Annotated in this window: 11 protein-coding genes; 2 read left to right on the top strand and 9 right to left on the bottom strand. The window is 64.9% G+C overall.

Annotated elements, in window-relative coordinates; translation table 11 throughout:
* Positions 1-1,665 precede the first annotated feature (1,665 nt).
* From ACH2AT_RS06830 to rpmH, 9 genes are all read right to left on the bottom strand, one after another.
* The gene (locus tag ACH2AT_RS06830) at positions 1,666-2,505 is read right to left on the bottom strand and encodes a ParB/RepB/Spo0J family partition protein (protein WP_394964608.1); all 840 of its coding nucleotides are present in this window, start codon (positions 2,503-2,505) and stop codon (positions 1,666-1,668) included.
* Between the two features lie 199 nt (positions 2,506-2,704).
* Positions 2,705-3,412 (bottom strand): 16S rRNA (guanine(527)-N(7))-methyltransferase RsmG, encoded by a 708-nt coding sequence (gene rsmG, locus ACH2AT_RS06825; protein WP_394964606.1) that lies wholly within the window; start codon positions 3,410-3,412, stop codon positions 2,705-2,707.
* Entirely contained in the window at positions 3,409-5,328 is a 1,920-nt protein-coding gene (gene mnmG, locus ACH2AT_RS06820; RefSeq protein WP_394964604.1) for a tRNA uridine-5-carboxymethylaminomethyl(34) synthesis enzyme MnmG, read from the bottom strand. The genes rsmG and mnmG overlap by 4 nt, the downstream gene beginning before the upstream one ends.
* 173 nt (positions 5,329-5,501) lie before the next feature.
* The gene (gene mnmE / locus ACH2AT_RS06815) at positions 5,502-6,869 is read right to left on the bottom strand and encodes a tRNA uridine-5-carboxymethylaminomethyl(34) synthesis GTPase MnmE (protein WP_394964602.1); all 1,368 of its coding nucleotides are present in this window, start codon (positions 6,867-6,869) and stop codon (positions 5,502-5,504) included.
* A 180-nt stretch (positions 6,870-7,049) separates the two neighbouring features.
* On the bottom strand, positions 7,050-8,090 hold the full coding sequence (jag, locus tag ACH2AT_RS06810; protein WP_394964600.1) for an RNA-binding cell elongation regulator Jag/EloR: 1,041 nt from the start codon (positions 8,088-8,090) through the stop codon (positions 7,050-7,052).
* Positions 8,078-9,127, bottom strand: a complete 1,050-nt coding sequence (locus tag ACH2AT_RS06805) for a YidC/Oxa1 family membrane protein insertase (protein WP_394964598.1) — start codon at positions 9,125-9,127, stop codon at positions 8,078-8,080. Before ACH2AT_RS06805 ends, jag begins: the two co-directional genes overlap by 13 nt.
* A gap of 105 nt (positions 9,128-9,232) precedes the next feature.
* A complete protein-coding gene (yidD, locus tag ACH2AT_RS06800) occupies positions 9,233-9,487 on the bottom strand; it encodes a membrane protein insertion efficiency factor YidD (RefSeq protein WP_394964596.1) in 255 nt (84 codons plus the stop codon).
* On the bottom strand, positions 9,484-9,816 hold the full coding sequence (rnpA, locus tag ACH2AT_RS06795; RefSeq protein WP_394964594.1) for a ribonuclease P protein component: 333 nt from the start codon (positions 9,814-9,816) through the stop codon (positions 9,484-9,486). Before rnpA ends, yidD begins: the two co-directional genes overlap by 4 nt.
* 75 nt (positions 9,817-9,891) lie before the next feature.
* Positions 9,892-10,026, bottom strand: a complete 135-nt coding sequence (gene rpmH / locus ACH2AT_RS06790) for a 50S ribosomal protein L34 (protein ID WP_058963434.1) — start codon at positions 10,024-10,026, stop codon at positions 9,892-9,894.
* Between the two features lie 305 nt (positions 10,027-10,331).
* Between rpmH and dnaA the strand changes: the two genes are divergently transcribed.
* The gene (gene dnaA / locus ACH2AT_RS06785; RefSeq protein WP_394964592.1) at positions 10,332-11,639 is read left to right on the top strand and encodes a chromosomal replication initiator protein DnaA; all 1,308 of its coding nucleotides are present in this window, start codon (positions 10,332-10,334) and stop codon (positions 11,637-11,639) included.
* Positions 11,640-11,924: 285 nt separating this feature from the next.
* Positions 11,925-13,028, top strand: a complete 1,104-nt coding sequence (gene dnaN, locus ACH2AT_RS06780) for a DNA polymerase III subunit beta (protein WP_394964590.1) — start codon at positions 11,925-11,927, stop codon at positions 13,026-13,028.
* Positions 13,029-13,034: the final 6 nt, after the last annotated feature.

Here is a 13,034-nt window from a genome sequence, read left to right as displayed (position 1 = left end):
CACCCTTAGTGCGCATCAGAACGGACACTTTTCTTCGTCGTGAAAAGTGTCCGAGATGCCGCGTGCGAGGGTGCGTGCCCCCGGGCGGACGCAAAAGAAACGGCAACGCCGCGTGCGGTGGGGATGGGCCGGGCGAAGCGTTTTCGCAAAGCCGCCCTTCCCTTTGTCCGGGCGGCGCGGGGGTGCGGGCAGTTTTGCGCAAAATGGCCGCGTCCCTGTCCGCCGCCGCACGCGGCGTTTCGGACACGCTGCACTCGCACCGTGCAGCGTGTCCGCTCCGAGGCGCACTACGCGGCGGCAGTGCCGCGTCTGGCTCGGCTGGCATCGTACGGCGGGGCCGGGAGGAACAGGCCGAAGCGCCGCCCTGCCTTGCCGACCTTCCGCCCCCGGCCCGGCAGAACGGGGACACCACCCTTAGTGCGCATCAGAACGGACACTTTTCTTCGTCGTGAAAAGTGTCCGAGATGCCGCGTGCGAGGGTGCGTGTCCCCGGGCGGATGCAAAAGAAACGGCAACGCCGCGGGAGGTGGGGCCGGGCGAAGCATTTTACACAATGCTGGCCTTTGCTTTTGTCCGGGCGGCGCGGGGCCGGGCGGTTTTGCGCGAAATGGCCGCGTCCCTGTCCGCCGCCGCACGCGGCGTTTCGGACACGCTGCACTCGCACCGTGCAGCGTATTCGCTCCGAGGCGCACTACGCGGCGGCAGTGCCGCGTCTGGCTCGGCTGGCATCGTACGGCGGGGCCGGGAGGAACAGGCCGAAGCGCCGCCCTGCCTTGCCGACCTTCCGCCCCCGGCCCGGCAGAACGGGGACACCACCCTTAGTGCGCATCAGAACGGACACTTTTCTTCGTCGTGAAAAGTGTCCGAGATGCCGCGTGCGAGGGTGCGTGTCCCCAGGCGGACGCAAAAGAAACGGCAACGCCGCGTGCGGTGGGGACGGGCCGGGTGGAGCGTTTTCGCAAAGCTGCCCTTCCCTTTGCCCGGGCGGCGCGAGGCCGGGCGGTTTTGCGCGAAATGGCCGCGTCCCTGTCCGCCGCCGCACGCGGCGTTTCGGACACGCTGCACTCACACCGTGCAGCGTGTTCGCTCCGAGGCGCACTACGCGGCGGCAGTGCCACGTCTGGCTCGGCTTTCATCGTGCGGCGGGCGGGGAGAAACCGGCCAGAGCACCGCCCTGCCTTGCTGGCCTTTTAATTCAGACCAGGGAAACACCACCCGGCTGAAGCGTAGCCCGGCCCTCCCCACGTAGTGCGCATCGGAACGGACACTTTTCTTTGTCCTGAAAAGTGTCCGGGACGCCGCGTGCGGTGGGGATGGGCCGGGCGAAGCACTTTTCGCAAAGCTGCCCTTCCCTTCGTCCGGGCGGCGCGGAGATGCGGGGGCCGGGCAGTTTTGCGCGGGGCATTTGCATTGTTCCACGTGGAACAATGCGGGGAGGCCGCCGGAAAATGTTCCACGTGGAACAATGGGCTGCGCCAAAAAAACCGAAGCCCCCGCCGCGGTGTGCGGACAAGGGCTCCGGGATGTTAAGGGCAAGATGAGGGCAGCCGCTCGCGGGCGCACGCAAAAAACAGAGTCTGGCCCGTTTGAGCTGCAGCCCGTTCGGCTGGCATCAGGCGTCAGACCCGCGAGGCGGGCAGGAAGCCGCCCGGCCTGCCGGCTTTTTTACGCCGGGCGGCCCGCGCCGGAGGCGGCAGGCTTTTTGGCGGGCCCGGTGGGGATATGTACCGTGTATTCCACAAAGCCCTCCCCTTCCCGCTTGGTGGTGCGGGCGGGCACGCCCGCGTCCACCATCAGGCGCACTGCCTTGTTGATGGTGTTCACAAAGATGCGCACGTCCCGCACCATGGGCACCGGGCGGCGGCGGGGCGGCTTTTTCTGCTGGAGGCACTGCTCCACATACTCGTCCGCCTGGCGGGCGTTCATCCGCTTTTTCACAAACTGGGCCAGCGCCCGGCTGCGCTGTTCGCTCTCCGGCAGGCGGAGCACCGCCCGGGCATGCCGCTCGGTGAGGCCGTTGGCGATGCAGTAGGCCTGCTGTTCTTCGTTCAGCGCCAGCAGGCGCAGCTTGTTGTTCAGGGTGGGCTGGGCCAGCCCCAGGCGTTTGGCCGCCTCCTCCTGGGTGCAGCCCCAGAGGGCGATGACCTCCCGGATGCCCCGGGCCTGCTCGAAGGGGTCCAGGCCCTGGCGCTGGATATTCTCCAAAAGGCCCAGCGCCGCCGACTGGCTCTCATCCCGCTGGGTCAGGATAGCCGGTATTTCGGAAAGGCCCGCCAGCTTGCAGGCCCGCAGCCGCCGCTCCCCCGCCACCAGCTCGTATTCGCCCTTTGTTTTGCCGGGGCGCACGCTCACCGGCTGCAAAAGGCCGTTTTGGGCGATGCTTAAGGCAAGGCGGGCAATTTCCTGCTCGTCAAAATGGGTGCGGGCCTGGTGGGCCGAGGGGACGATCTTGTCCACCGGCAGCAGCAGCACCTTTCCCTGCACCTTTGGTTTTGGGGTCAGCATGGGTCATTTCTCCTTCCCGCCGGCGGGGCCTGTCCCTCCTTTTTGAAAAAAATCGGACGCCCGCGGCTTCTTTCCGTTTCCGGAAGGGCAAGGCGGGTTTTCCTGCCCCCTTCCCCTGCAAGGAAAGTATACCACAAACATCCGATATTTTCCAGTATTTTCCATTTACACCAAGCGACGGCATCCGCGCTTTGGCCCGTCACTTCAAGGGGGCTTTTGCGATTTTTCCGCCGCCCCTGGGGTAAACGGTCGAAGTGTGCGAAATCTTTTCGCACAAAATCAGGCACCGCTCGTCGCCGCCGGGCAGGCGCAGCCGGGCCGTTTCCCTCCAGGCGCCGCCCAGCTTTGCGATGGCGTTTTTTGCGGCGGCCAGTTCTTCCTCGCCGGAAGCGCCCTTGAGGGCGATGAACACGCCCCCCACCTTCACCAGGGGCAGGCAGTATTCGCTGAGCGCCGGCAGGGCGGCCACCGCCCGGGCGCAGGCCACGTCGAAGGCCTCCCGCCACTGCTTGCGGGCCGCTTCCTCCGCCCGCTCCTTGGCGAACTCCACGCCGGAAAGGCCCAGTTCGCCGCAGGCCCAGCGCAGAAAATCCACCCGCTTGCCGGTGGGCTCCATCAGGGTGAGCTCCAGCTCCGGCTTGTAGATTTTGGCCACCACGCCGGGGAAGCCCGCGCCGGTGCCCACATCCACCAGCCTGCCCTCCACCTCGGGGCGGGCGGCGAAGATCAGGCTGTCCACAAAGTGCTTGTCCTCGATGCCCACCGGGTCGGTGATGGCGGTGAGGTTCACTTTCTGGTTGTACTCTACGAGGCACCGGGCGTATTTGTCCAGCTTGTCCAGCATTTCGCCGGTGAGGCTCACACCCTCGGCGGCGCACTTGGCCGCAAGGCGCTGTTTGTCGATCATCCTTCGGTCTCCCCTTCCCTTTTCGCTTTGGCACTGGCGGCGGCCACGGCCACCGAAAGCACCGCGATGTCCGCGGGCGAAACGCCGGGGATGCGGCCCGCGGCGGCGATGTCCGCCGGGCGCAGCTTTTGCAGCTTCTCCCGCGCCTCCAGCCGCAGCCCTTCCAGCGGCGCATAGTCGAAATCTGCCGGGATGGGCTGGCTCTCCAACCGCTTTGCCTCCCGGATGGCCCGCTGCTGCCGGGCAATATAGCCCTCGTATTTTATCTCGGTGGCGATACGGCCCGCCATGCGGCCGTCCACCCCTTCGCCGGGGCCGATGACCGCCGCGATGTGCCTGTAGGCCAGCTCCGGGCGGCGCAGCAGCTGGGCCGCCGTGCCCCCCTTTTCCACCGGGGGCAGGCCCTCTTTTGCGGTGACGGCGTTCAAATCGGCGGCCCGAACGGTGGTGGAAGCCAGCCGCTTTTCCTCGGCGGCCTTTATCTCCATGGCTTTTTCAAAGGCGGCCCAGCGCCCGTCGTCCACCAGGCCGAATTTGCGGCCGATGGGGGTGAGGCGCTCGTCGGCGTTGTCCTGCCGCAGGGTCAGGCGGTACTCGCTGCGGCTGGTCATCATGCGGTAGGGGTCCATCACGCCCTTGGTGACCAGGTCGTCCACCAGCGTGCCGAGATAGGAAGTGTAGCGGGGCAGGGTGAGGCCCGGGCGGCCCAGCACCGCCAAGGCAGCGTTGGCGCCCGCCAGCAGGCCTTGCGCCGCGGCTTCTTCATAGCCGCTGGTGCCGCAAAACTGCCCCGCGCCATAAAGGCCCGCCACCGCCCGGCTTTCCAGGGTGTGGCGCAGGGCCTGGGGGTCGATGCAGTCGTATTCGATGGCGTAGGCCGGGCGCATGATCTCGATGTGTTCAAAGCCCCGGATGGTGCGGTACATGGCGATCTGCACATCCTCGGGCAGGCTGCTGCTCATGCCCTGGAGGTACATCTCCTCGGTGTCCGGCCCGCAGGGCTCCACGAAAATTTGATGCCGCTCCTTGTCGGCGAAGCGCACCACCTTGTCTTCGATGCTGGGGCAGTAGCGGGGGCCGACGCCCTCGATGACCCCGCCGTAGAGGGGCGAGCGGTGGAGGTTTTGCCGGATGACCTCGTGGGTGGCAGGGTTGGTCCAGGCAATGAAGCAGTCCACCTGATTCTTCACGCCCCCGGGCGGGGTGAGGAAGCTGAAGGGCTCCGGCGGCTCCTCCCCCGGCTGGCGTTCCAGCATCGAAAAGTCGATGCTGCGCCGGTGCACCCGGGCGGGGGTGCCGGTTTTGAAGCGGCGCATGGGCAGGCCCGCCGCCCGCAGGCTTTCGGCCAGAAGGGCAGCGGCGTGCTGGCCGTCGGGGCCGCTGGCCACCGACGCGTCGCCCACAAAAATTTTGCCGGCCAGGTTGGTGCCGGTGCACAGCACCACCGCCTTCGCGCCGTAGAAGCCGTGAAGGCGGGTGCAGACCCCCTTCACCCGGCCGTTTTCGAGAAGCAGGTCCACCACCTCGGCCTGCCTGATGCAAAGGCCGGGGATATGCTCCAGATATTCCTTTGTGAACCGGTGGTAGGCCTGGCGGTCGATCTGCGCCCGCAAAGAGTGCACCGCCGGGCCTTTGCCCCGGTTGAGCATGCGGCTCTGCAGGGTGGTGGCGTCGGCGGCCAGGGCCATCACGCCGCCCAGCGCGTCGATTTCGCGGACAAGATGCCCCTTGGCGGTGCCGCCGATGCTGGGGTTGCAGGGCATGTTGCCAATGCCGTCCAGCCCCAGGGTGAACAGGCCGGTGCGGGCCCCCAGCCGGGCGGAGGCGGCCGCCGCCTCGATGCCCGCATGGCCCGCGCCCACCACGATCACATCAAACTCGCCCAGATAAACGAGGCCTTTTGTGTTGGAAGCCATCCGCGCCCCCCCTTTCGAAAAGGTAGTTCATACCGCCGCAAAAAAATCTGCAAGCGGGCTTTGCTCATCGCCGCGGTATGAACGTGTGCCGGCAAAACTGCCCGCGCCCGCCGCGAAAGGAACCTGCAAGCGGGCTTTGCTCATCGCCGCAGTGTGAACGTGTGCCGGTAAAACTATTTTCCGACGCAGAAGGTGGAGAACACTTCCTCCACCACCGCTTCGGAGGCGTCCTCGCCGGTGAGGCGGCAGAGAGCCGAGAGGGCGTCATCCACGCAGACGCTCACCGCGTCCAGCCCAAACCCGCCCGCAAGGGCCCGTTCCGCCTCTTCCAGCGCGGCGCGGCCCTCGCAGGCGGCGGCGTACTGCCGCCGGCTCACAAGGCAGGGGGCGGAAGGGTCGAGGTTCGCCACCCCCAGCACCCGGCGCACCGCTTCGCCCAAGGTTTCCGCGCCCTCCCCCCGGCCCGCGGCCAGGGTGACCACCTCGGAAAAGCGGGGGGCGAGGGCCGCCGGGTCAAGCTTCTGGGGCAAATCGCTCTTGTTCACGATGGCGATGGCGGGCCGCCCGGCGCACGCCGCCGCCAGCTGCTTGTCCTCCTCGGTGAGGGGGGCCGAGCCGTCGAACACGGCCAGGATGAGGCCCGCCTCCTCCATGGCGCGGCGGCTGCGGCGGATGCCCTCCGCCTCCACCACGTCGCCGGTGCGGCGCAGGCCGGCGGTGTCCCGCAATGTGACCCGCACGCCGCCCAGCATCACCGCCTGCTCCACCACATCCCGGGTGGTGCCGGCGATGGGGGTGACGATGGCCCGGTCGAAGCCCGCCAGCAGGTTCAGAAGGGTGCTTTTGCCCACGTTGGGGCTGCCCACGATGGCCGCGTCCACGCCCTCGCGCAGAACGGCCCCCGCGCCGAAATTTTCGATCAGGCCGGTAAGGCCGGCCCTCACCTCGCTCAAAGTGGCGGAAAGGGCCTCCGGCTCCAGGGCGGGCACGTCCTCCTCGGGGAAATCCACCCAGGCGGCGATGTGCCCCGCCAGGGCCACCAGCTGCTGTTTAAAACCTTCGATGCGCTTTGCCAGCGCGCCGTTCAGCGCCGTGCGGGCCAGGGCCGCGCCCTGCCGCCCCGCCGCGCCGATGAGGCTCATCACCGCCTCCGCCTGGGTCAGGCCGATGCGCCCGTTCACAAAGGCGCGCCGGGTGTACTCCCCCGGCCCCGCGGGGCGGGCCCCCGCCGCGATGCAGGCGTCGATGAGGCTCTGGGCCACCACCGGCCCGCCGTGGCAGCTCAGTTCGGCCACGTCCTCGCCGGTGTAGCTGTGGGGCGCGCGGAAGAACAGGGCCACCCCGTCGTCCAGAGGCTTCCCGTTCGCCACAAAATTGCCGTAGAGGGCGGTGTAGCCCTTCGCGTTTTCCACTTTTTTGGCAGCGTTGTGTGGAAAAAACACCTTTGCCGCCACCGCCAGCGCCGCCTCGCCGGACAGGCGCACCACGGCGATGCCGCCCTCCCCCGGGGGAGTGGCCAGCGCCACGATGGTCTCGGCCATGAAAAACGCCTCCTTCTGCAAAGCCGCATTTTTGGGTATATCCGATTTATTTTAGCACAGCGCCGCCGAGGGGGCAAGGGGGCGGCGCGGGCTTTTCCACGCCTGCCCTCGCGCCGGGGCAGGTTTCAAAATCGCAACAGCCGCCCGGCCTTTTCAGACCGGGCGGCTGTTTCCTGTTTTTTACAGTTCGATCTTGCCGTAGAGGGCGAAGCCCTCGGCGTCGTCGATGAGCTGGGTGCGCTTCGGGGCCATGGGTTCGGCGCCTTCCTCACGGGGGGTGTCGGCAAACTCGCGGGCGGGCACGCTGGAGCGGCGCTCGCCGCCCTTGCGGGGCCGGTCGCCCCGGCCCTTGCCGCCGCGGCCGCCGCGGCTTCCTCGGCCGCCCCGCTCGCCCCGGCGCTCCCGCTCAAAGGCGGCGGCCTGAGGGTCGGTGGGGTAGATGACCACGCGGCGGTCCGCCCCTTCGCCCCTGGACTCGCTGCGCACCCCCTCCATGCCGCTGATGGTGGAGTGGATGATGCGCCGCTCGTAGGGGTTCATGGGGTCCATCGCCCAGCTGCGGCCGGTGCGGACGACCTTGGCGCCCATCCGGCGGGCAAGGGCCTCCAGGTCCTTCTCCCGCTTGCCGCGGTAGCCGGCCACGTCGAGACCCAGCTTGATGTACTCGCCGGGCAGCCGGTTGGCCACCAGGCTGGCCAGATAGGACAGGCTCTCCATCGTCTCGCCCCGGTGGCCGATGAGCATGCCCACGTCGTCGCCCTCCACCCGGATGATGCAGGCCTCGCTCTGCTTTTGGGTGGTCACAGCCACTTCGCCGGCGCCCATGGCGGCGAACACCGTCTTGAGGTAGGCCACCGCGGCGTCCAGCTTCGCCTGCTGGGCCTCGGTGAGCGGCGCGTCCTGAGCCGCCTTTTCAGCGAGGGCCTCCTCCTTTGCGGGGGCAGGCTCGGCTTTGGGGGCCTCGGGCTTTTTTTCGGGGGCCTTGGGGGCCTCCTTCTTCGCCTCGGCCTTCGGCGCTTCGGGCGCGGGCTTTTCCTCCGCGGCGGGGGCCTCGGCCTCGTCGGCGGTGGCCTTCACCTTGGCGGGGGTGGTCTTGAACAGCTTGCGGGTGGGCATCTCCAGAATCTCGATGCTCACTTCCTCCCGGGGCAGGCCCAGCTCAAGGCAGGCCTTCTCGGTGGCTTCCTCCACCGTTTTGCCGGTAACGATCACTTCTCGCATGATTCTTCCTCCCCGGTCTTTGCATTCAGGGGCGTGGTGCGCTCGTCTTTATACAGCTCGGCGTCGATGGCGCGGGCCCGCTCGATGCGCAGGCGGTTCATCTCCGCCTCGCTGACCTCTTTCAGCTTCTCCTCGCCGGTCTTTTCGTCCACGACCTTGACCTGCTTTTTGGCCTTCTTGGCCTTCTTCTTTTCTTCGATCTCGGCGGCCACCTGCGCCTTCATCTTCTCAGGGTCGTACATCTTGCGGGTGATCATGCTGGTGACGAGCACCAGCACGTTGGACACGGTGTAGTACAAAGAGAAGGCCACGGGCACGGTGAAGGCGATCCAGACGAACATCAGGCTCATCATCCAGGGCATCCACTTCATGCTGCCCTGCATCTCCTGGCCGCTGGACTTCATCATGATGATGTTGCTCAGGGCCATGGTGACCACGCTGAGGATGGGGAAAACGAGCAGCACGTTGAAGGCAAGCTCCGGCTTCACGGTGAGGTCCATGCCCAGGAACATGACGTTGAAGTCCCTGATGCTGGCCAGCTGCTCGGAGGTGAGCAGGGCGGCGGCCTCGCTGGGCAGGGTGTTGTTGTGCACCATCTGGATGATGGCGGTGTTGGTGGTGTAGCTGTAGGCCTGGCCCAGGATGTCGGCGATCTGCACCAGCACGTCCCTGCTGATGTGCAGGATGTGCTGCAGGGGGTAATAGACCGCCTCGATCACGCCGAACATCACAAAGAAGTTCACGAACATGGGCAGGCAGCCGGCGGTGGGGTTGTAGCCGTACTCCTGCTGCAGGCGCATGAGCTCCTCATTCTGCTTCTCCCGGTCTTTGGCGTACTTTTTCTGGATCTCGTCGATCATCGGCTTGTAGGCCGCCATGCGGGCGGTGTTCTTCTGCTGGCCGATCTGCAGCGGGAAGCTGCACAGGCGCACCGCGATGGTGAAGACGATCAGCGCCCAGCCGTAGCTGCCAAAGAGGTCATACATCCATTGCAGCACGTAGCCGAGGGGGGTGCCAAGAAAACCTAAAAATCCCATAGTTGTTCCATTCCGCCCCGTTTGCGCGCCGGGGCTGTTTATTTTTTGGTTCGAAGGACTTGGGGCGGGCGCAAACCGTCCAAGTCACAAGAAGCAGGTTTTGGGTCAGCGGAAGAGGTTCCGCTTTTCATTCACCCAGCGGCCCTTTTCGGGCACCGGGTCATAGCCGCCCCGGCAAAGGGGGTTGCAGCGCAGAATGCGCCAGACGCTCAGAACAAGGCCCTTCGCCGCCCCGTGGACGGCGAGGGCCTCCATGGCGTACTCGCTGCAGGTGGGCCTGAAGCGGCAGTTGTTGCCAAGGTGAGGCGAGAGATACTTTTTATACCAGCGGATGGGCGCGATGAGCAGCCGGGCGATCATTGCACAAGACCCGCCTTTTTCAAAAGCTGGGCCGCCGCCGCGGCCACCTCGCCGCTTTTGCAGCGCACCGTCTGGCCCCGGGCCACGAACACCAGGTCATAGCTTCCCACGTCGTAGGGCAGCGTCTGGTAAAGGGCGGCCCGCATCACCCGGCGCGCCCGGTTGCGCTGCACCGCGCCGCCGATCTTTTTGGTGGCGGTGAGGCCCACCCGGGTGCGGCCCAGGCGGTTCTTGTTCACATAGAGCACCAGTTTCGGGTGCACGAAGGCCCTGCCCCGGGCGTAGGCCCGGCAGAACTCCTTGTTTTTGGTGATGGGGCGGTATCTCATGGTCTCCTCGATATGGAAAAAGAAGGCCACCTGTAACAAGTGACCTTCGCGTGCTGCCTTTCAGGAAGGCGCTATTCAGGCGCTCAGCTTGGCCCGGCCCTTGGCGCGGCGGGCGGCGATGACCTTGCGGCCGTTCTTGGAAGCCATTCTCTTCAGAAAGCCGTGCACGCCGCTGCGCTGGCGCTTCTTGGGCTGAAACGTTCTTTTCATCTTGATTTTCCTCCTATGAGCTCCCCGCGCTTTGGGGGCGGGTTTTTCAGTTTTGTCCGCTCCCCGCGTTTGGGGATGGCCCTGCAACATAAAAGTATAGCGGAAAAGCCTTTGGTTTGTCAACACTTTCTGAAAAGGTTTTTTGCCTTACAAAGCCCCTTTTCCGCATGGGCGCGCCGCCGCCGGGCCATACTTCCCTATTATAGAAATAATATATATATTAGTAATTAATAATTGTAAAATATAACCTTCTATGATATAATTGATTGGATACAAAATCTGCAAATATTGGAGCGAAAAAACCTATGGATTCTTTCAACGACGTTTTAGCCGCGGCAAAAGAATACTGCAAAGAGCGCCTGGTGGACGCCACCTACAACCTGTACATCGACGGGCTGGAAGCGGTGCGCTTCGAGGCCGGCGGCAAGGTGACGCTGGCGGTGCGCAACGACTTCATCTGCACCATCGTGCGGGACCGCTATACCCCCCTTCTGAAAGAAGCCCTGGCTTCGGTGCTGGGCTTCGAGGTGGAGGTGGAGCTGGTGGTGCCCGCGGCGGAAAAGCAGGAAGCCCCCGCCGAGCCGGAGCCGGAACCCGACGGCCGCTATGACTTCACCTTCGAGAACTTCATCAAAGGCCCCTCCAACCAGTTCGCCTACGCGGCGGCCCAGGCGGTGGCCTCCAACCCCTCGGGCGCCTATAACCCGCTGTTCATCTATGGGCAGTCGGGTCTCGGCAAGACCCACCTGCTCACCGCCATCGCCACCGAGATCAAGAAGAACCACCCGGAGTTCAACATCGTCTATGTGGACTGCGAGACCTTCACCAACGAGCTTATCACCTCCATCCAGGCGGGCCGCACCGACGAGTTCCGCCAGACCTACCGCCCGGCGGACGTGCTGCTGGTGGACGACATCCAGTTCATCGCCGGCAAGGAGAGCACCCAGGAAGAATTTTTCCACACCTTCAACACCCTGCACGCCGCGGGCAAGCAGATCGTGCTGGCCAGCGACCGCCCCGCCAAGGAGATCAAGAGCCTGGAAGAAAGGCTGCGCACCCGCTTCGAGTGGGGCCTCACCGCCGACATCCAGCCGCCGGACTTTGAGACGCGGGTGGCCATCATCCGCCGCAAGGCCGAGCTTTTGAACCTGCACATGCCCGACGACGTGGCCGAATTCATCGCCAACCACTTAAAAAGCAACATCCGCCAGCTGGAAGGCGCGGTGAAAAAGCTGAACGCCTATTACCTTTTGGAGGGCATCCAGCCCGCCATCGGCGTGGCCCAGAACGCCATCAAGGACATCCTGAACGAGACCCAGCCGGTGCCCGTGACCATCGAGAAGATCATCAGCGAGGTGGCCCGCACCTACAACGTCTCCCCCGCCGAGATCCGCGGCATGCGCCGCACCGCCAACATCTCCAGCGCCCGGCAGACCGCCATCTACGTGGTGCGGGAGATCACCGGCATGAGCATGGAGGACATCGGCCGGGAGTTCAGCGGCCGCGACCACTCCACCATCGTCTATTCCCTCAAAGCCATGGAGCAGAACCTGGAAAACGACCGCCGCCTGAAAGAAACGGTGGAGGACATCATCAAAAACGTGCGCAGCTGACCCCCGCAGCGGCCAATTTTGAACAGGATGTGAAATTCAACCTTTTCAACACAGTATTCAACATTCAACAGCGGTTTTCCACTTCCCTGTGTGGAGAACTTCGGCCCGCTGGCCCATTCAACAACTTTCCAACATGCAAAAAAAACTTGTCCACATTCCTTCATCCCGCGCCGCCAGAGGGCCTGCCCCACTTTTTCACAAAATTCACACCCCCTATTACTACGGCTGCATAGTGGTTTGTTATAATACGCCTTTTTCGCGTTTTGAAAGAAAGGAGCGCAGCAAATGAACATCGTCTGCGACAAATCCCTTTTGTCCGCCGCCATCGACGGCGTCAGCCGGGCGGTGACCCTCCGTTCGTCCATCCCGGCGCTGGAGGGCATCCTCTTAAAAGCGGAGGGCTTCCAGCTCACCCTCACCGGCTACGACCTGGAAATGGCCATCACCACCACCATCGAGGCCAACGTGCGGGAGCCGGGCGAGATCGTGCTGTCGGCAAAGCTGCTGGGCGACATGGTGCGCCGGCTGCCCGTGGGCGAGGTGGCCGTGACCACCGGCGACGGCGGCAACGCCACCATCAAGGGCGGTGTGGCCGAGTTCGACATCCTGGCCATGAGCGCCGCCGATTACCCCGACCTGCCCAACCCCGGCGCGGACCGCACCCTCTGCCTCAAGGCGGGCACCCTGCGGGACATGATCGACAAGACCCTTTACGCCGTCAGCCAGGACGACAAAAAGCCCGCCCACACCGGCGAGCTCTTCGCCATCGAGGAGGATAAGCTCACCGTGGTGGCGCTGGACGGCTACCGCCTTGCCATCGTGGAGCGGCCCGCCGCCGCCCAAAAGCACATCCGCATCATCATCCCCGCCAAGACCCTCACCGAGGTCAATAAGCTGCTGGGCGAGGACGACCAGGACGTTTACATCTCCGCCAACCGCCGCTTCGTGGTGTTCGAGGCGGGCAGCTACGTCATCCTCTCCCGCCTCATCGAGGGCGAGTTCCTCAACTACTCCAACGTCATCCCCTCGGGCTACAAGACGAGGGTCATCCTGGAAACGCGGGACTTCATCGACACCATCGAGCGCGCCAGCCTCATCATCACCGAGCGGCTGAAAAACCCCCTGCGCATCCTCTTTGACAAAAAGGTCACCGTGCGCTGCCAGACCAACCTCGGCAAGGTGGTGGACGAGTTCGACGCGGACATCGAGGGCGAGGCCGTGGAAATTGGTTTTAATAACCGCTACCTGCTGGACGCGCTGCGCAACGCCCGCTGCGACAAGGTCGCCATGGAGATGACCGGGCCTTTGAGCCCCGTCAAGATCCTTCCGGCGGACGGCAGCGGCGATTTCATCTATCTGGTGCTGCCGGTGCGCTTTAAAAACGATTAAAAGAGA

The organism is Candidatus Allofournierella excrementigallinarum (assembly GCF_944388085.1).
Lineage (GTDB): Bacteria > Bacillota > Clostridia > Oscillospirales > Ruminococcaceae > Allofournierella_A > Allofournierella_A excrementigallinarum.
The sequence above is the reverse complement of the archived record's forward strand: the minus strand, read 5'-3'. Positions and strand labels throughout refer to the sequence as shown.